Annotated in this window: 15 protein-coding genes and 2 riboswitches; of the genes, 3 read left to right on the top strand and 12 right to left on the bottom strand. The window is 40.2% G+C overall.

The annotated features are described in order from the left end of the window. Positions 1 to 80 precede the first annotated feature (80 nt). The 7 genes from B7C41_RS10465 to B7C41_RS10435 all read right to left on the bottom strand — a co-directional run bounded on the left by B7C41_RS10465 (position 81) and on the right by B7C41_RS10435 (position 9,396). The gene (locus B7C41_RS10465; protein WP_085298873.1) at positions 81 to 878 is read right to left on the bottom strand and encodes a type 2 periplasmic-binding domain-containing protein; all 798 of its coding nucleotides are present in this window, start codon (positions 876 to 878) and stop codon (positions 81 to 83) included. 155 nt (positions 879 to 1,033) lie between these two features. Further along, on the bottom strand, positions 1,034 to 1,675 hold the full coding sequence (cobO, locus tag B7C41_RS10460) for a cob(I)yrinic acid a,c-diamide adenosyltransferase (protein WP_085299449.1): 642 nt from the start codon (positions 1,673 to 1,675) through the stop codon (positions 1,034 to 1,036). A gap of 48 nt (positions 1,676 to 1,723) precedes the next feature. Beyond that, positions 1,724 to 2,053, bottom strand: coding sequence for a DUF2149 domain-containing protein (locus B7C41_RS10455; RefSeq protein WP_085298872.1), 330 nt, complete (start codon positions 2,051 to 2,053; stop codon positions 1,724 to 1,726). Positions 2,054 to 2,056: 3 nt separating this feature from the next. Continuing rightward, positions 2,057 to 2,578 (bottom strand): MotA/TolQ/ExbB proton channel family protein, encoded by a 522-nt coding sequence (locus B7C41_RS10450; protein ID WP_085298871.1) that lies wholly within the window; start codon positions 2,576 to 2,578, stop codon positions 2,057 to 2,059. 1 nt (position 2,579) lies between these two features. Next, complete coding sequence (locus B7C41_RS10445; protein ID WP_158089116.1) at positions 2,580 to 7,193, bottom strand: cobaltochelatase subunit CobN; 4,614 nt, start codon at positions 7,191 to 7,193, stop codon at positions 2,580 to 2,582. 77 nt (positions 7,194 to 7,270) lie between these two features. After that, on the bottom strand, positions 7,271 to 8,689 hold the full coding sequence (locus B7C41_RS10440; protein WP_235839692.1) for a cobyrinate a,c-diamide synthase: 1,419 nt from the start codon (positions 8,687 to 8,689) through the stop codon (positions 7,271 to 7,273). Positions 8,690 to 8,778: 89 nt separating this feature from the next. Continuing rightward, the gene (locus B7C41_RS10435) at positions 8,779 to 9,396 is read right to left on the bottom strand and encodes a hypothetical protein (RefSeq protein ID WP_085298869.1); all 618 of its coding nucleotides are present in this window, start codon (positions 9,394 to 9,396) and stop codon (positions 8,779 to 8,781) included. Positions 9,397 to 9,619: 223 nt separating this feature from the next. Beyond that, a riboswitch (cobalamin riboswitch) is annotated at positions 9,620 to 9,837 on the bottom strand. Positions 9,838 to 10,023: 186 nt separating this feature from the next. Between B7C41_RS10435 and B7C41_RS10430 the strand changes: the two genes are divergently transcribed. Genes B7C41_RS10430 through cobD form a run of 3 tightly spaced genes read left to right on the top strand, consistent with a single transcriptional unit; the run spans position 10,024 to position 12,802 of the window. Then, on the top strand, positions 10,024 to 10,626 hold the full coding sequence (locus tag B7C41_RS10430; RefSeq protein WP_085298868.1) for a histidine phosphatase family protein: 603 nt from the start codon (positions 10,024 to 10,026) through the stop codon (positions 10,624 to 10,626). A 55-nt stretch (positions 10,627 to 10,681) separates the two neighbouring features. Further along, positions 10,682 to 11,710: a cobalamin biosynthesis protein CobD/CbiB gene (locus B7C41_RS10425; protein ID WP_235839691.1), complete on the top strand. Its 1,029-nt coding sequence runs from the start codon at positions 10,682 to 10,684 to the stop codon at positions 11,708 to 11,710. Positions 11,711 to 11,767: 57 nt separating this feature from the next. Further along, positions 11,768 to 12,802: a threonine-phosphate decarboxylase CobD gene (gene cobD, locus B7C41_RS10420; RefSeq protein WP_085298867.1), complete on the top strand. Its 1,035-nt coding sequence runs from the start codon at positions 11,768 to 11,770 to the stop codon at positions 12,800 to 12,802. 167 nt (positions 12,803 to 12,969) lie between these two features. Here cobD and B7C41_RS10415 read toward each other — a convergent pair whose 3' ends face one another. The 5 genes from B7C41_RS10415 to cobT all read right to left on the bottom strand — a co-directional run bounded on the left by B7C41_RS10415 (position 12,970) and on the right by cobT (position 19,078). Further along, positions 12,970 to 14,802 carry a TonB-dependent receptor domain-containing protein gene (locus B7C41_RS10415; RefSeq protein WP_085298866.1) on the bottom strand — a complete coding sequence of 611 codons (1,833 nt, stop codon included), beginning with the start codon at positions 14,800 to 14,802 and terminating at the stop codon, positions 12,970 to 12,972. A gap of 47 nt (positions 14,803 to 14,849) precedes the next feature. Next, a riboswitch (cobalamin riboswitch) is annotated at positions 14,850 to 15,002 on the bottom strand. 45 nt (positions 15,003 to 15,047) lie between these two features. After that, positions 15,048 to 16,553, bottom strand: coding sequence for a cobyric acid synthase (locus B7C41_RS10410; RefSeq protein ID WP_085298865.1), 1,506 nt, complete (start codon positions 16,551 to 16,553; stop codon positions 15,048 to 15,050). Beyond that, positions 16,550 to 17,173, bottom strand: coding sequence for a bifunctional adenosylcobinamide kinase/adenosylcobinamide-phosphate guanylyltransferase (gene cobU / locus B7C41_RS10405; RefSeq protein ID WP_235839690.1), 624 nt, complete (start codon positions 17,171 to 17,173; stop codon positions 16,550 to 16,552). The genes B7C41_RS10410 and cobU overlap by 4 nt, the downstream gene beginning before the upstream one ends. Continuing rightward, positions 17,170 to 18,009: an adenosylcobinamide-GDP ribazoletransferase gene (locus B7C41_RS10400; protein WP_235839689.1), complete on the bottom strand. Its 840-nt coding sequence runs from the start codon at positions 18,007 to 18,009 to the stop codon at positions 17,170 to 17,172. The genes cobU and B7C41_RS10400 overlap by 4 nt, the downstream gene beginning before the upstream one ends. Beyond that, the gene (gene cobT, locus B7C41_RS10395) at positions 17,999 to 19,078 is read right to left on the bottom strand and encodes a nicotinate-nucleotide--dimethylbenzimidazole phosphoribosyltransferase (RefSeq protein WP_085298864.1); all 1,080 of its coding nucleotides are present in this window, start codon (positions 19,076 to 19,078) and stop codon (positions 17,999 to 18,001) included. Before cobT ends, B7C41_RS10400 begins: the two co-directional genes overlap by 11 nt. Positions 19,079 to 19,195 lie beyond the last annotated feature (117 nt).

Raw genomic sequence — 19,195 nt, 5'->3', positions numbered from 1 at the left:
GAGAATAATTTAAAGTGAGTGTCCTGTTAATTTTTGTTAATTTTCTGTAAGCCAATTAATATAGGGTATTGAACACGTATTCATTGGTACGATTGGTACAGTTTTTTGAACCAGCCAGTCTTACGATTTTTTGCTGATTTATCCCAAAAGCATTCAACCAATTCTGGATGGTCGGCATAGAATAGTTTTGAAAACATTACATAGCCGAACTTTAGCCGAACGGGTGTTTTAACTTTCATAATGATGGTTGCGAGTGCTGGGGTATTATCAAGTAATGTATCAAAGGACTTGTCTATTCCGATTGCTGCATCCGCACGATGGTGGGCAACCATCTTTAACATAGAGCTATAATTTACATGTTCTTTAATTTTCGCACCGCGTTTTTCAAGTTCAGGGATTATTGATGCTGCTCGTTCCACGACAATATTACGATTACTAAGTGCAGCCTGTTCCCGCAATTCCTCGTCATTGGAATTTCTTAAAACATAAGCGTAATAGCTATATTTCATTGATGCACGTTGCTCATCTAATATGCCATCAACTTGAGGATAAACACCATAATTTTCACGTTCTTCCATATAACTACTGTTAAAAACTGCATCTAGCTTAGCTTGTTTAAGTAACAATAGAGCCCTTACCCAAGGGATAAATTCAAATTGGAGTTCAGCATTACATTCCTGTGCTGAACGACGGGAAAGCTCTATAAACCATCCCGGCCTCCCTTCATTAGTGGTAATATTATTGGTATTGACTCTATCGTTTGATTTTATAACAGTGGATATTTTTACTTTAGTTAAACTCTGAGAAGCAGCCATAGAAGATGACAATAAACAAATAATAATGGTTGCTATAGCGTATTTAATCACGTTAGTTATCACAGATGCACCTTCCCATTATTGAACAAGCAGTAGATAAAAAGTTAATTCGATCACTACGTTCTCTCTGGCCTGAACTAGTTTACAAAAATTAGGTTATAACTTTTCTAAGCTGCTGAACTCAATTTTATTAATTAACAATTGCTTAGAGCTTAACTTTACCAATCAAGTCCCTTTTGCGCTTTTATACCGGCTTTAAAAGCATGCTTAATCGGTTGTACTTCCGATACCGTATCAGCCAATTCAATCAATCGGCGATGACATGCGCGCCCTGTGATCAGTACATGTTGCATTTTAGGACGATTATTTAACGCTTCGATGATTTCATCCAATTCAATATAGCCATATTTGACCATGTAAGTCATTTCATCGAGTAGAACAATATCAAGGGATTCGTCACTCAACATTTCTTTACTTTTTTGCCACGCCACTTTCGCTGCCGCGATATCAGTTTCAGTACTTTGGGTTTCCCACGTAAAGCCTGTGCCCATCACATGATGTTGAATAGGAAATTGCTTTAAAATATTCATTTCGCCACATTCCCATTTTGAACCTTTGATAAATTGCACAATACCGGCCTTTTGGCCATGACCAATAGCGCGCAATACCGTGCCAAAACCTGAGGTGCTTTTACCCTTACCATTACCGGTAATAACCACTAATACACCGCGTTCTTCAGTCGCTTGCGCTACGCGTTCATCAACATTGGCTTTAATTTTCTTTTGTCGTTCAATATGTTTTTGCTCTTTCGCTGCTGCCAACGCTTTTTCTTTTTCTCTTTCTTCTTCAATATTACTCATCATATTTCTCACTTTCTAACGATTCTTGTATTGACTATTTTTTACCGATCACTCATTGCTGATAAGGATCAACTTGCCAGTTTCGGGGTCACGATACACTTGCCCCATCGACTGATAACCTGCTTGGCTTTGCAACTTGTTCTTTAAGGTTTCTGGTGTTGAGGTCAATTCTTTACCTACAGAGCTCACCGGCTGCATTTGAGCAGACGTTGCTGATTTATTTATTTGGAAATGCTGCCCTAATTCAGGGCTTAATGCCACTAAAGCAGCAATTAAACCACAAGCAAAAACTAACATAATATCAATCAAATTTGCTAGTGGTCCCAGTGGTTCTTGTTCTTGGCCATCAAATTGGCTACTGCGCCATGCATCACTCATCGGTTAAGCACCTTTCGCTAAGGTCGATTCATCACTCGTCATTGTTGCTACCTTAGCTAAATCCGCATTTCTTTGATCATTGATGCTTTCGTCATCTAAACGTTGCATAGCATTATCATACCAACGCCTACGCATACGTCCTAAAATAAAGCCCATAACACCGGCGAGCAAACCAATAATAGTGGTATCAAATGCCACTGTCATCGCGGTGGTCAAAATACTAATATCACCAGTACCTAATGCTGATAACCCAGGGCCCAAAGGGATTAATGTTCCCATCAAGCCAAGCATAGGAGCAATGCGGGTAATAAAATCTGCCCGTTCAATACGTTTTTTACCTTGCTCAATTAATTGACGTTTTTGCTTCGCGGCCACTAATGCAGGGATAACAGAAAAACGTTCGCCAATCGCCAAGCCAAATTCATAAATAGCTAAAGCCGTAAAAAACAATAAGCCCCATACCACAGGTTGTAATAGCCATGAGGTGATCAAATGCATTAGCTCTAAAGAAAAACCATATAACATATTAACGCTCCACTTTTGGTAGTTGACGACGAGAACGCAAGTATCCCGCTAAAATTAGCAGTATTATCACGGTAACTAAGCCAAACAATAAATACTCTTGCTCGACAAGTTGTTCATTCGTACTTTCTTTTGAATCGACAGTCTTTGAATCAGCATCTGTTGCGCTTGATGCTTCCTTTGTAGCCAGTTCTGACGCTTCGTTGTTCTGACGTTCACTTTCAGTACTCACTTCGGTACTAATTTCTTGAATATGTTGCACGCCACTACCAACATCCCCCTCAGGTGTATGATTCGCTGCCGCTAACACCTCTGACAATTGACGGTTAAGTTCAGCAGATAACATAGGTTTAATAAAATCGTAGATAGGATGATTTGCATGGGTATGCCCGCTACCAGGAATGCCATTTTCGACAATGTTTTTCGCAAATTTTTCTGCAAGCTCAGTTTGGGTTTGCTCCGATGCTTGCCAAAAGCCTTTTTCAATCGCCACTAACATAATGGCCAAGATATTACTTTGCACTTGTACATTGTGCTTTTCTTGTAAAAATTCATCTAAACCAATCTCTAAGCTGTCATCGATATAAACAGCCTTTAAATCTTCCCAAACCCAAGAACGAATAATCTCAGGACTAGTGGCCTGCCATCCCCATAAGTTTTCAATAAACTCGCTCCCCATGGTTCTTGCGCCAGCATAACCTTGCTTCATTAATGGTTGGATCCACTGGCGATTTAAAAATCGTCCTCGCAGCTCAGATAACAAAGCGGTTTGTAGCGGGTCAATCGACAATTGCTTATTATTGGCATGAGAGATAACAAAACTATCAGGTTGCTTACCAGCAATGGTTTCTATCGCTAAATTCAAACCACCAAGGTAATCGTAAGCATCGTTATTATCAATTAAGCCATACAAGTTACTAGCGCGCCCCAAATACGTGCTGTTGACGTGCGCAAGTTGTTGACGGAAAAGCGCTTGTACATTACTGCCCATAGCAACGTTTTCATTAGGCACGCCATAGGCATGGCTCATACGTTTAATATACGCTTCACCTAATTGTTTTCGTTCTTGCCATGCGCCCGAGCGCTCAGCTAAACGGTTAATACCTGCGCCATATGCGCCAGGCGCGGTACCAAAAATACGATAACTGGCTTGTCGGCCCAGAAGTTCAGGGCTTATTTTGCCATTCGATCGCAATAAAGCCTGCGCTTCAAGTAGCCAATTACTGGCCACCATATTGTCAACTAAGCTTTCATTAAAACTATGTTTTTGTTGCGCTAACATGTGCTCTACCGGTTGCAACGCAGCATTTAACGCCCTTATTAACGCCGGATGATCACGTTCAATCACTTGCTTGCTAGCAGCAAGTGCTAGTAATACCGAACGGTCAAGCCAGGCTAATTGTTGAGCATATAAATCTCGAAATAGTCCTGAGGTGGTAAAGACAATATCGCGTCGTTTCAAGCGATTATCATCGAGCGGCATTAATTGTAATGATTTTAAGATACCCCGACGATTCCACACGGGTTTCACCCCTAGCATATCCATACCAAAGGCGATCATAGCGCCTTCATCACGCACCGCGTCAGAAGCCCATAGAATAACCGCTTCTTTGTGAGTTTTATCCACCATAGGGTTTTCGGCTCTGGCTTTATTCGCTAATTGTTGACCCGTAGCAAAACCTAACTGCGAAGGGATCAAACTGCTATCTAAGGCATAAAAGTTACGACCGGTTGGTAAAGCGTCCGGTGTTCTGATCGGGTCGTTACCTTTACCTGGAGCAACATAACCGCCATTTAGCGCATTCAAAAAGGCTGTCATCTCACTTTTTGGTGATTTGATCAGGTTCTGTTTTATCGTTTTACGTTGCTGCTGATTAAGGTCTAACTCGCCTTTCTCAATTGATGTCATCATGGTATCAATGGCCTCTTCTTGCCAATCTTTACCATATACATGCAAGCCTAACGGCATAAAATCTTCTTGCAGCTTCGTTAGATAATGCCCTACTTCATGCAATAAAAAATCGTCGTCTACTTCACCAAAGCCAATGCCTCGAACTTGTAGTTCTTCATCCATGCTGGCAACAAGCTCATCGGTTAAGTTCAGCACTTGAATTTTATGACGTAGCGCTTTGATGGCTTTTTTCTTAGTGTCTTGGTTTGATGCCGCTTCAGCGCTTTCAATTAGCTGACGCAATTGCAATAAACCATCGTATAGTTCGGTAGTGGCTAAAGGCGGCGTTAAATGGTCTAACATCACAGCAATACCACGACGCTTAGCTTGAATACCCTCACCTACCCCATCAACAATGTATGGATAAATACTGGGAATACTTTCAATAATAAGCGAAGGATAATCACTCGCTGATAAACCAACGGCACGTTTTGGCAAAAATTCGTAAGTTGAATGGCGACCTAAATGCACGATAGCATTAGCTTTGAAAACTTCACGTAAATGATAGTAAAACGCCAAGTACTGGTGTGGTGGTGGAAAAGTCATATTCGCGTGTAATAACTCTTCGTTGAGCTCCCAACCTCGTGGCGGTTGTGGACCTAAAAATATATTGCCAAATTGCACGCCCGGTAAAAGAATTTTATTCTTCCATACCATCGTTTTCCCTGGCACTTTACCCCAACCGCGAATACCTTCAATTTGCATAGCAATGAGTGCGTTTTTAAGCGCTTCCGCCGTTTGCCATTGTTTAGTGGCAAGCTCATTATTTGCAACTCTAGAGGTGATTAACGCACTATATTCTTCAGTTAGCTGTGCTAGCAAATCTAAAGCTCGTACACGGCCTTTATGTCGAATACCATCAAGTGCATGGTGTAAATCAATCGAGGTACTTTCCACGTTTTCAAGTAAGGCTTTTAATACTGCGCTACGTTCAACTGCCGGTAATTGTTCTAGCTCAGCCTTCCCTTCGGCAAAAAGGTAATCGTTAACTTGAGCATGTAAATATCCAAGTGGCCCTTCAATCATTTCAGCTTTAACCACTGCTGGCAAGGTATCGAAATAACCTTGATATTCACTTGCTGACATCGCATTTATCAACGGCGACATTTTATTAAGTGCGCCAGCATCTTGCGGTAAATTCACCGCTTTTTGTTGTAAAATATCGAGTAATTCATCGGCAGAGTTAGGAAAGTCAGCTTCAGGTCCTAGGTCATAACCTTGCGCTTTCAATTGTTGTAGTATTTGCCATAACGACTGCTGCACATCCAAATTATCGGCACCGATATTATGTCGCCCTGGAGGGTGATTATAATAAACAATGGCAACCTTCTTCTTTGCGTTAGCTGTTGTTCTTAGCGCCAACCAAGCAGTTACACGTGCTTGTAAGCGCTCAACTTCTGCTGTTAACACTTGGCTGATAGATAAACTTGCACCGGTTAATGAATCTAGCTTCGCACTTGAAGCTAATGCGAGAACATGTGGTTGTGAAACACCTTGAAGTTCAGGCATAGCAACACGGTAATGCACGCTATCACTAGGTAAACCTGTTGGCGAAAGTTGATATGCTAAAGCACTGAGTTCAGTGACTCGAATACCTTTAAATACTGGAATATTTAGTGCAGTGAATTTTTCAGTTACCGCCTCGCGGCCTTCCCCACCACCAATAACAAAGTCTTGCAGTGCTATAATGGCTAATGGCTGTGTAGCTTTTAGAGCACGGATAATTTCAATGCTCTGTTCACTCGCTTTACCCCAACCGGCAAGTACAGAGACACATTGCCACTGTTTCTGACATAGCTGTTGATGTAACTGCCATTGTCCCGGTTGATCGCCTGTATCATGATCAACAATAAACACCACAGGCTTATCTACACTGTCAGCGATATGACTCGCTAAATCAGCGGTATTAATTAACTGCTCTTGCCAATAAAAACGTATCGGTTGAAGCGGTAAAATTTTCGGCGCTTGTGCCAATAAAGTACGGTTTTCATTCGAACGTTTAGATAAGGTAATTTGCTTTAACCAATCAAATAAATGTCCTAGGTTTTCTTTTCCTCGGTTTTGCCAATAAGCACGAGCTTGCAACCAATAAGCGAACCTTGGCCATTGCTGCTGCTTGGTATTTAACGCAGATAAGTAGTTATTCTTATCAAATGAAGCCATCAAAGTTTGTAATTGCTTTTTAGCTAAGTCAGCAATTCGGCCACCTTGACTGTCTTGATGTAAAACCATTAAACGTCGGTCAGTATTGAGTATCAAGCGCGTTTGTTGATCTTGATATTTTAGCGCCAATAATCGCTCAACAGATTCACCAAAAACACCAGCAATCACCAAGCTTTGGTGTTGGTTAATCAGTTGCTGAATTTGATTATTACTTAATTGATTCAATTGACTAACACTGCGAATAGTAATATTGCTTTGGCTTGTCAAAGCTGTTGTTGAGTTTTGCGTTGCTGAATTCTGGGTTGCTAAGAATTGATGTGCGCCAGCAACCATACTTGCCGCGGACCGGTCAGAAACCAACGCTAACATGTTTAGCTCTGCTGCACTTAAGGTAAAACTACTAATGAAAGTAACTAAAAATAACGTCATAGCACAGTGAACATTGTTGATGATCTGTCTTCTAGATAACTTGATGGAAGACTTGCTACAAATAAAACTTGTCATGGATATTCTCATAAAAACATTAATAAAATGGTGCTAATGACGTATTAAAATAGAGTGAAAAATATAATTCAGGCAGCTTAAAAAAAACGAGTCTTATTAAAAATACGTAAGGTTAAATCAGGGTTACTTGGTAAATACCAATGCATATAAGAAGCAAGAATATTATTGTGTTGGTACACAAATTCACCTGCCCGTTCACTTGGATGATGTGTTGTTTGCCCGCTAGGCGCTATGTCAATTTCAGCAGAAGAATAATGAAAGCTATGTCCTCGCATTATATTATCGGTATCGTAAGTACCATTGCAGCCACTGGCGTTATCGCCAAAACCTTTTAACTCAACCCACTGTGAACCAATAGCGGCGACTTTTTTCTGCATGACCGCTTTACCAGGCAATAAGCCCATCATCGAAAACTCTTTTCCTGACATATCAGTCAGTTGCTCTAATAAATACATCATACCGCCACACTCAGCAACAATGGGTTTATTGCTAGCAGCAAAGCCTTTAACATCATCAAGAAAAGTAACGTTCGCCATTAACTGTTCAATATACAGCTCAGGATAGCCGCCCGGAATATATAAAATATCGCCATCAGGAAGGTTTGAATCAGTCAGTGCAGAGCAATATACTAATTCGGCACCAGCTTGTTGTAAAAAAGCGATATTGGCAGCATAAATAAAGCTAAAGGCACTATCTCGCACAATAATAATGCGCGTACCGAGCAATGCTTGCCCAACCATAGCTTCGTCACTGTCGATATTATTAGCAAAAAATTCTACTTTTTCAGGTAAGTCGGTTAACCCTGTATTAGCGATATGACTTGCTGCTTGATCAAGTTGGGCGTCAATGTTTGATAGCTCTTGCGCTAGCACTAACCCTAAATGACGTGCTGGTAGGGTAATGGTTTCATCCTTTGGCAAACGGCCATAAAAGCGAAACTCTTCTGGAAAGCCTTCATTTAACAACTCGATATGACGCGCGCTATTAACACGATTGGCAATCACACCAGAAAAAGGTAAGTTTTTTCTAAATTTTGCGAGGCCAAACGTAACCGCGGCAAAGGTTTGTGCCATCGCTTTAGCATCAATAACGCCAAGCACTGGAATGTTAAAATATTCAGCTAGATCCGCGCTACTAGGGTTACCATCAAACAAGCCCATTACGCCTTCAATCAGAATAAGATCCGACTCTTGTGCTGCACGATAAAGCAATTCTTGGCAGCCCTGCTCTCCAACGAGCCAGAGATCTAATTGATAAACTAATTCACCACTGGCTTGGCGTAAGATCATCGGGTCGATAAAATCAGGTCCAACTTTAAATACTGTGACTTTGCGACCTTGGTTTCGATGATAACGTGCCAGAGCAGCCGTTACTGTAGTTTTCCCCGAGCCAGAATGCGGCGCAGCGACAATTAATGCCGAACACATAACACCAGTACCTTGCTGGTGTACTGGCTTATTTTGAAATGCAGGCGTTTGCTTTTTTGCTGAAGCCATTGAACTATCCTTTCTTACTAAGCGATGTTGACTGGGATATTTGTTAACTGAACGAGTTGCTAACTGAACTATTTCGAATCAACGAAGAACTAAAGCTGATTATTAGCATTGTTATCAGTGTCGGTATTGATGGCTTTATCAGCGAAGAAATGACTGACAGTAAAATCAATCATAATCGCTGAGATAACATAGAAAACAGGATTAGAAATAGACTTGAAATAATACTTATCAGCACGCGTGGCGTATTCAGCCCAAGACAATACAGGAAACTTTCCTGATAATGCGTAGTAGCTACCATTTGAAATAAAGAAGGCAATTGAACTGGCAATAAATAACGCTAAGGCCACTCTAATGATATTGACTTGCCATGCGCTTTGTTGCCAATTAGGGCGAGTATAATAGCCAGCAGTGAACATTGCTGCGTAGCTCAGCACTAATGCCGGATACGAGGTAGTGATACAGTCACCAAATTGGCCACGAAAATATGAAGAAGCAAGGTCGACGGTTAAGGTCATGATGTAGAAAAACCAAAATGCTTTGATATTACGTAAATACATCCCCGCCAAGAAAAAAATAGCGATAGATGCGCTCGGTAAATGATTCAAACTGGAAAAATGGTGCGTGCGTGTGGCGAGCATAAGCAAAGTTAATACGGCTAATACCGCAACAAATAAACTCATCGATGTTTTTTGGCTGGCTGATTTCATAACGATCCCGTTTATAGAATATTAACGGTGTAGGAAATCAAAGTAGGTAAACGCTGCTCGCCGTGCTGTTAATCATTGTGGTGCAAAAATACACTGATAAAAAACAACGCGGTTTTTTAGTTATAGTTTAAGTTATAACTCAGGCCGTATACCGTTCTCTGAATCACCGCCCACCGCAGTTGTCGAGTAATATTATCGATAGTTCGCTATCAATAAATATGAATAGGCCGGTCTCCGGACTCCTGATCATCGCACTTGCAACACCTTCCCATATTTTTATCAACGTTCAACTACGTCGTATCGAATACAGTGGTTTTGTTGCTGCTCACAGTTACCGTTGCGGGGGCAGTACTGGTATTTCACCAGTTTCACGTTTCATCTTCATTAGCCGTGTTTTGCTGATAAAATTCTATCTGCTAAAGCTACAACTGAAGACACCTAAATCGGCGCTGATGTTACGCCATACGCCACGGTTATTCAACCAATAACACGACTTAGAACTAAAGTACTAGTTTCATCTGCGAGATAAAGAAATTCCTAAATGAGAATATATTTGCATTGAATCGAGTTAACGATTTAGTTATTCTCCACAGCCAATTAATGCTTGAATACCTATAGAGTTAAGCAATGAAAACAAAGTTATATTTAGCGCGTCATGGGCAAACTCTGTGGAATAAGGTACAACGTTTTCAAGGTCAATTAGACAGTGAATTAACGGCAGTTGGTAAACAACAATCAGAAAATATTGCTCAGCAGCTTGCCGATAAAAACATTGATTTAATCGTTTCATCATCGCTTGGCCGGGCAATTGCAAGCGCAAGAATATGCCAACAGCAATTAAATGTTCCGGTTATCAATGTAGATGACTTGATTGAGCGAAACTTAGGGCATTGGCAGGGAGAGCATGTTGATGACATTAAAAGCGATAAAAACTATCACGAAATATTACATCAATTTACCGAGCTTAAACCTGTTGATGGTGAAAGCGCAGTGCAATGCGGCACACGCATTTATCAAACACTGCAATCGCTGGCAGAAAATAATCAAAATAAAAACATACTGGTTATTTTCCATGGCGAAGCTTTACGTTGCTTATTAGCAAAGCTTGGAGAAAGCTCTACCGATAACGCCTATGATCTATTCGATAATGGTTGCTTATTAACGTTGACTTATCAACATCAAAAGCACAGTTTTCAATTAATTGATCAGATGGCTGACACAATAAAGTAACTTACGTTAAGTCATTTAAATTAAGACATTTCAATCAGCAAAGAAAGCTAAGGCAGTGCCAACATTGTTTGAACATATTTTTCAGCACCACATATTTCAACAAGTTGTAGCGATACTTTCTGAGTTTAGCACTGCATTAACGTTATTAATCGCACTTTTGTTAGATAAAAACTTAGGTGAAGCAAAGCGCTTTCATTACTTGGTTGGCTTTGGTTGGTTAGCAAATAAACTAGCAGTAACGCTTAACTCGTTATCTTCAGAAAACATCTCAAAAATATCAGCCCTAAAAACTAAACTGCTTGGCACTATTGCGTGGTGTTTTCTAGTCATACCATTGCCTGTGTTTTATTTTTTATTTATTGAAAACTTAACTTGGTATTGGCAAATAGCCGCTGATGCCACAGTGCTGTATTTAGCGCTAGGGCTAAATAGCTTGCATCAACATGCCTTGCAAATTTATCGACCACTAAAATCTGGTGATTTAATAACGGCACGTCGCTTTACCGGTTATATTGTTAGCCGTGAAACTACAGCACTTTCCGAACAAGAAATGTCAAGAGCCACGGTTGAATCTATGCTAGAAAATGGTCACGACTCTGTTATAGCATCATTAGTTTATTACCTTATTGGCGGAGCGCCTTTGGTTATTGTGCACCGATTTGCCAATACCTTAGATGCCATGTGGGGTTATAAGAATTCACGTTTTATTAATTTCGGTTATGCTAGCGCGCGATTAGATGATTTACTGGGTTTCATTTCAGGAAAATGCTGTACAGTACTTTATGCCATACAAGGTTTACAACAAAGAAAGTTCACTCAAGCAATTCATAACGCGTACAGCCAAGGCAACCAATATAAGAGCCATAACGGCGGTTGGGTAATGGCTGCGGGGGCAACGGTAATGTCCAGAAAATTAGGCGGCAGTGCTCAATATCATGGCAAAGTTATTCATTCACCAGTTTTAGGGTCTGGCAGTGAAGTTACAAATGAAGATATTCCAGCAAGTTTAACTTTAGTGAGTCGTGCCAGCTTGTTGTTACTAGCAATAGTATTTATTTTTCAGTTAATCATTTACTTGCAATAGTTTTCATTAATTCTAAAGAGTTAATATGTATAATTTAATTTCGATAACAGGAACAAAATGGCGTTAATTCATGGTGGGCAGCTACAACAAGTTGCTGAGCAATATAAAATACCCTTATCTGACTGGCTCGACGTATCCACGGGTATTGCACCGCTTAGCTACCCTATTCCTGACATCCCCTTAAAGGCTTGGCAACAACTTCCACAGCAAAGCCCAGCGCTTATTGCTGTAGCCAAGCAGTATTATCAATGTTCAGAGCTTCTCGTTACTAATGGCAGTCAGGCAATTATTAAGGCTTTACCTGAGCTATATAGCCAAAAAAACATGGCAAGCCAAGATGTATATCTACCTGAACGCGGTTATAAAGAACATGCTAAGGCATGGAGATCAGCAGGCTACACACTGCATTTTTATCAAGAGTTGCTACCTAACATAAACCAGCTACCGACAAACTGTGTTGTGGTGATCATTAATCCGAATAACCCAACGGGAAAGTTTTTCGACCGAGAAGTAATCGTTCAATACCATGAGAGATTAAAACAATTAAACGGCTTACTCATACTTGATGAAGCTTTTATTGATGTTATGCCAGATGGTCAATCCTATTGCGGCAAGGTCGAAGATAATCACGTCATCGTACTACGTTCATTTGGTAAATTTTTTGGCCTAGCAGGTATTCGTATTGGTTTTTTAGTGGCTAATGGCTATTGGTGTGAAAGATTTAAAGCACTATTAGGCCCATGGCAAGTCAATGGTCCTGCGCAAATCATCGCAGAAAAAGCATTAAACGATAATGCATGGCACAATGAGCAATGCGAGAAATTACATACGCTACGCGTACAACAAGAAGCTTTATTGTGGCAGGTATTTACGGATAAATTAGTTAGCACTATTCAAGGCTGTGATTTATTTCTTACCTTAAGTTTTTATCAAACGGGTAATGCAAAAAAGCTTTATCATTTGCTGTGCCAGCAAGGCGTTTATTGTCGACTTTCAGATGAACAAGACACGTTAAGATTTGGCATTGCTGTGGAAGAGAATCTTATGCGATTAGAGGATGCTTGTCTTCAGGCTTGTGGCGAAGTAGCTTAAAATAAGTTAGCGCAAACCTTGTTTAAGATTTAAGACGAGTAATACATACACGCTCTTTCACATACACGCTCTTTCACATCCATGTGATCGCAACATACTGTACATCCTGTACATAAAAAAGGCACCTCGTCAGGTGCCTTTTAAAGTTACAAACTAAGCTTTATATCTTAATTTGTGTAAGTAACGCCAACATAAAATGCACGTTCCTGTGTATTGTAAGTGCTAACTGTTTGGTATTCTTTATCCAATAAATTAGTCACACGTGATGAAACACTAAAATTATCAGACACGTCGTAGTTCACACCAAGGTTAACTAGCTGGAAAGCACCTAAATTTACGGGTCCTGGGACACCAAAAACTGAATCAGTTCTAGAGCCAACAAACTGGTACTCAGCATAGATATCTGCACCACTTAATGATGTAGTGTACTTGTAATTAAATTTTTCTTTCGCTCGACGTATCAATTGCTTGTTTGTCGACTTATCTTCAGCATCTGTATAAGATAGATTAAAGTCATGAGTACCACCTAACCCTTGATAATTGAGTGATAGTTCAGCGCCATTGATTTCTACTTTCTCAAAATTATCTGCTTTACCGTTTCTGCGTCCAATTAAATCATCAATGTTCGAGCGATATAAACTAACACTTGTATTGATATCAATAATTTTAGTTTCAAAAAATAGCTCAACTGTTTTAGATAATTCAGAATTCAATGTTGGTGTACCAAAACCTGGATAAAACAAATCATTAAACGTTGGCACTTTAAAACCTGTACCGTAATTTAGTACAACACGAGTATTTTCATCAATTTTATTGCCAACACCTAAATTATAGGTGTTTTCTGAATTAACATCTTCAACATCATCGTGTCTTAATGTTGCTTCATATGTCCATGCTTTATTAGTATAAAGTGTATGAGCAAAAATACCGATAGTATCTCTTTTTTCTACATCGTAAACTTTGGTACTTTTAGTAACATCATCTTGATAATAATCAACACCAACATTGAGTTGTAGGTTATCAGAAAACTGGCTGTTATTTACAATCGAATATTGGTTACGACGGGTTTCAAAAACACCTTGTGACTCACCATCTCTTAGGCTATCAGCACTGTCTCGATTTTGACCGATAGAAAAAACAGTATTGTTGTTCACACCATTGGTATCTGTTTCGTAATTAGTACGAACTAACCAAGCATGGTTTTTAATATCTGAACCATTATAAAAGCCATCAAATTCATTATCGCCACTATCGCTTGATAACAACCATTCAACTGAAAATTCTTCACTGATTTTTTGCTGCCCGCGTATCGCTACTGAGGTAAAGTCATAACCATCATCGTCGGTCTCACTACCTTCACGCGCGTCAAAGCCATCACTTTCTTCTTTGCTAATTGAAATACTGGTTTGACCGTCACCATGACTAATGCCTACGCCAGCTTTATATTTTTTATAATTGTCAGTACCGAAACTAGCACCAGCAAATATTTCACCATCAGATAATTGACGAGTAAATATCTGAATAACACCACCAATTGCGTCAGAACCCCATAATGCCGCACGTGGACCTTGAACTATTTCAATACGTTCAATCATTTCTGGTGAAATAGTATTGAAGCTTGTGCCACCTGATGTCGCAGAGCTAACACGAATACCATCGACAAGTACTAATGTATGATCAGAGTTTGTACCACGCATAAAAATAGAAGAATTTTGACCTCTACCACCATTTGATGCGATATCAATACTTGGCACTGATGATAATAAATCTAAAATAGAAATCGGATTGACTAAGTCAATATCTGCACGAGTAATTACCACTTGGCTAGTCAGGGCATCATCAATATTCAAACTTGAGCGTGTCGCCGTTACTGTTAATACTTCTATATCTTTCGCACCACTCTCACTACTTGCTGCAGCAATAAAAGATGTCGACATTGCACCAGCTACAGCGAGTGATAATAATGATTTTTTGAAAAAGTTATTTTGCTTAATATTCATAGGACCTCATTAACAATGCCCACCGCACCGTATGTTTTACTGCACAAAAACACAGTATTAATTAAGCAAGTCCAAGTGCTCGGACTAACATTATTATAGCGAATATAATAATGATTACCGTTGCGGGGGCAGTGAAGAAATTTCATCTTCTTCCCTCAAACTTGCTATGTAAAACAACCACTAAAAGAGTTAATGGCTGTCGCTTATTTAGATTACTTTCATGTGTAGATAACGAATTTATACAACTAATTACGGCTCGGTGTATCAACACCTTCAGCAATTATGTTTTGAATTTTTTTCATATCTAAATGCTGCTCGCAGATATCTGCCAAGCGCTCTAGCTGTACCTCTCGGTGCTGATTAATATCGATAACGGGTTGTTCCATGTCTTTTATGCCTAGCCAGTTGAGCACGGCCTGTGTTGGCTCTGGGCAATCAAAAAAGCCATGTAAGTAGGTAGCGATAATTTGATTATCTTCAGAAATACAACCATCTGGTGTGTTCTGCTTTGTGCCCGTACCATCGCTTTTAATATGCAATAATGGCTGCACCAATGCTGGACCTGTTGAAACACCACAATGAATTTCATAACCTGTTAATTGACAGGTTTCACCGTTAAAATCCATGGCCGCGTTAACTTGCGTTAAGGTTTTTTCTCGCGTTAACGTGGTGGTAAAATCCAATAAACCTAAGCCAGTTACTTGCTCAACATGAGATTCAATATGCTCAGGGTCAAATATTTGCTTACCTAACATTTGATAGCCACCACAAATGCCCATGACTTTACCTCCATAACGAAGATGCCGCTCAATTTCTTGCTGCCAACCTTGTTGCTTTAAAAAGGTTAAATCAGAGGTAACATTCTTACTGCCTGGAATAATAATTAAGTCAGCCCCTTGTAACGACTGCCCGATGCGAATGTATTGCAAATCAATATTGGGTTGTAAGCGTAATGGGTCAAAATCAGTGTGGTTGCTCATATGTGGTAGCAGAGGGACAAAAACTTTCACTTTGGCTTGCGTGACTTTATTATCAAGTGCAACGGCATCTTCTGCATCTAACGCTAAATCATGTAAATAAGGTAACACCCCTAATACCGGTTTTCCCGTGCGCTCTTCAAGCCAATCTAACCCTGATTCAAGTAACTTAATATCACCGCGAAAACGGTTGATGATAAAACCTTTGACTCTTGCTTGCTCAGACTCTGACAATAACGCTAACGTACCTACTAAGTGAGCAAATACACCGCCTCGGTCTATATCAGCCACCAACAAAACTGGACAATCAACCTTCTCGGCATAACCCATATTGGCAATATCATGAGCGCGTAAATTAATTTCCGCAGGACTTCCGGCTCCTTCTACCATCAGTACATCATGATCATTAGCCAAGCGCTGGTGAGATTCCACCACAGCCTGCATCGCTACTTTCTTGTAATCGTGATATTTACCAGCTTCCATATTCGATAAGGCTTTACCGTGAACAATCACTTGTGCACCAGTGTCGCTATTCGGCTTTAACAATATTGGGTTAAAGTCGACTCGTGCTTCAACTTTCGCGGCAATCGCTTGTAATGCTTGTGCACGACCAATTTCACCGCCGTCTTTCGTTACCGCGCTATTTAATGCCATATTTTGTGGCTTAAATGGTGCCACGTTAACGCCAGCATTAACCAAAACTCGGCATAATCCAGCAACTAAGGTGCTTTTTCCTGCATCAGAAGTGGTACCTTGCACCATCAATGTTTTCACAATTTATCCTTAGTAGCTTCAGGCGATTTTAATGTTAACGGTAAACCTGCCATAACAAACTCAACATTGTCGGCAATGCTAGCAATAGCTTGGTGCAACCAACCGGCCTGATCAACAAACTGACGTGAAAGTTCACCCATAGGTACAATGCCATGACCCACCTCATTACTGACTAAGATAATTTCAACTCGTTTTTGTCCGTTACCTGCTTGTTGTTTTATGCTCTCTAATTGTATCAAAAATTGCTGTTTTTCTTGTTGCCAGTAATCGAGATTACACTCCGAAGTATGACCCACTTCAACATTGGGCTTACATAGGCTATTACTTAGCCACAGCGTTAAGCAATCTACCAATATGCAGATATCTTGTTGATTATTTTCAATCGCTGACGCTATCGTTTTGGCGAGAAATAATGGCGACTCTATTAAAAGCCAATGATCAGGTCGATCAGCTTGATGTTGAGCAATACGTTGCTGCATTTCACTATCAAATGCTTGTGCCGTTGCAATATAAATAACAGGTAAATTGGATAGCTTCGCATAACGTTCAGCCAAAGCACTTTTACCAGAGCGGGCACCACCAATGATTAATTGAACTTTATTTAACATTTCCTGACTCATAAGCCCGCCGCAGTCAGTGATAATAATGAGAGATAAATTATCACTTCAGACAACTGCTGCGCTGCACCTAAACAATCGCCGGTATAACCACCTAACTGTTGAGTAAACCAACGCTTTAAACACCAACGAGTGATAAATAAAATCGCGACTAGTTTCCAAGCAATACTAAACGACAAGGTAAACGCAATAATCACGGCTCCTGTTGCCAATAAAATTAAATAGCTGTTACTTGATAACGTTTGTGCCAGAGGCTTAACTTTCGATGTGGCGTCTTCACTCACATAAGGCATGTCAGCAATAAGGCTTGTCGCTAGTACACGGCTTAAACAATGCCCTAACAATAGAATCGACAACATAGACATCACTTCAAGTGGTAAAGTGTCATTTATTACGCCATCATCAACTATTGTAGTATTTACTAACGCTAACAATGCTTGATACTTGAGCATCAAAATAAAAAATAATGCCGCAGCGCCGTATGTGCCCAAACGACTATCTTTCATAATGTTAAGCTTACTTTCGACAGTCCAACCGCCGCCGAAACCATCCCAGACATCAGCCCAACCATCTTCATGAAAAGCGCCGGTTAACAAAACACTGCAAAACATGGCAAATAACAATGCTATTTCAATAGGTAATATTATTGCTGCAAGGTAAAAAGCTAAAGCAGAGCAACCGCCAATTAACACACCAACTAATGCGAAATATCGACTGGCCTGATTGAGCATATTTGTCGTAACATCAGCTTCTAGTTTCACCGGTATACGGGTGAAAAAGCTTATTGCTAATAGCATTAAGTGCCATTGCTCTCGCAACATACTTTGCTTAAGTAACATCAGTTACCTCAGCATCGGCAAAACTTGCCATGTCATTGTAAAACGCAACCGCCGCTTGAAGTATTGGCAGTGCTAGGGCCGCGCCAGTGCCCTCACCTAAACGTAAACCTAAGTTTAATAAAGGTTTAACATTCAACCACTGCAACATTTTCTGGTGACCTTGCTCGCCAGAGCAATGAGCAAATACCATATACCCTTTAACATTGGCATTAAGTTCTATCGCTAACATCGCTGCTGCTGTACAAATAAAACCGTCAACAATAATAATCATATTATTTTCTGCTGCCGCTAACATAGCCGCAGTAATCTGCACCAGTTCAAAGCCGCCTAAACAACGTAAAATGTCTTTCGCATCAATTAAATTTTCACTATGCAGCGCTAAAGCTTGTTCAATAACGTGTTGCTTCTTCTTAACGACATCATCAGAAACGCCAGTACCACGCCCTACAGCATCACTAGCTGGCACTTTCATAATTGCTGCCATAATGGCTGATGCAATCGTAGTATTACCAATGCCCATTTCACCAAAGGCAACAATATTACAACCAGTACGGCTAACGTTAGCAATATGCTGTTTAGCAAATTCGAAACCTTGTTCAACTTGCGCTTGCGTCATTGCTGCTTGCTGGTTGATCGGATTGGTAATTGACCCTAAGCGCTGATTAATGACAGACGGTGAAGCGGCTGAAGGATGCAATATACCAGTATCAACAACACTGAGCTGCCAACCGAACTGTCGGCAAAATACATTAATAGCAGCGCCGCCATTAGCAAAATTAGCCACCATTTGACTAGTAACATCACTTGGCGCGATAGAAACACCTTCACTGGCAACACCGTGATCGCCGGCAAATACCGTTAAATGAGGTGAGGTAAGTTTTAATTGATATTCGGAGTTTTTTTCAGTGTTATTTTGGGCGTCAGCACTAATGCTTTTTAGCTGTATTTGTGCAATTTGTTTAGCCAGTAATTCAAGCTCACCCAATGCTCCCAATGGTTTAGTTTTACCATCGATTTTGGCTTGAATATTTTCTGAATGTTCGCAACTAATCGCTTGAATATCAAACATAAAACCACCTAAACAAGACCACACTAAATGAATAAATTAGCGGATCAAACTATTATGATTAACATCGATAGGATTAAGAGGTCTGAGGAAGTAAAACGGTCTTTATTAGTGATTTAA

Origin of the sequence: Cognaticolwellia mytili, assembly GCF_002104475.1 — a bacterium.
Classification (GTDB): Bacteria; Pseudomonadota; Gammaproteobacteria; order Enterobacterales; family Alteromonadaceae; genus Cognaticolwellia; species Cognaticolwellia mytili.
This window is presented reverse-complemented; position numbering and strand designations above follow the sequence as displayed.

Bases quoted from the DNA above. Each gene is read 5' to 3' on its own strand.
- cobT (WP_085298864.1), bottom strand. From the start codon at position 19,078: ATGTTTGATATTCAAGCGATTAGTTGCGAACATTCAGAAAATATTCAA.
- cobD (WP_085298867.1), top strand. From the start codon at position 11,768: ATGGCGTTAATTCATGGTGGGCAGCTACAACAAGTTGCTGAGCAATAT.
- B7C41_RS10435 (WP_085298869.1), bottom strand. From the start codon at position 9,396: ATGAAATCAGCCAGCCAAAAAACATCGATGAGTTTATTTGTTGCGGTA.
- B7C41_RS10440 (WP_235839692.1), bottom strand. From the start codon at position 8,689: ATGGCTTCAGCAAAAAAGCAAACGCCTGCATTTCAAAATAAGCCAGTA.
- B7C41_RS10445 (WP_158089116.1), bottom strand. From the start codon at position 7,193: ATGACAAGTTTTATTTGTAGCAAGTCTTCCATCAAGTTATCTAGAAGA.
- B7C41_RS10455 (WP_085298872.1), bottom strand. From the start codon at position 2,053: ATGAGTGATGCATGGCGCAGTAGCCAATTTGATGGCCAAGAACAAGAA.
- B7C41_RS10450 (WP_085298871.1), bottom strand. From the start codon at position 2,578: ATGTTATATGGTTTTTCTTTAGAGCTAATGCATTTGATCACCTCATGG.
- cobO (WP_085299449.1), bottom strand. From the start codon at position 1,675: ATGAGTAATATTGAAGAAGAAAGAGAAAAAGAAAAAGCGTTGGCAGCA.
- B7C41_RS10430 (WP_085298868.1), top strand. From the start codon at position 10,024: ATGAAAACAAAGTTATATTTAGCGCGTCATGGGCAAACTCTGTGGAAT.
- cobU (WP_235839690.1), bottom strand. From the start codon at position 17,173: ATGAGTCAGGAAATGTTAAATAAAGTTCAATTAATCATTGGTGGTGCC.
- B7C41_RS10400 (WP_235839689.1), bottom strand. From the start codon at position 18,009: ATGTTACTTAAGCAAAGTATGTTGCGAGAGCAATGGCACTTAATGCTA.
- B7C41_RS10415 (WP_085298866.1), bottom strand. From the start codon at position 14,802: ATGAATATTAAGCAAAATAACTTTTTCAAAAAATCATTATTATCACTC.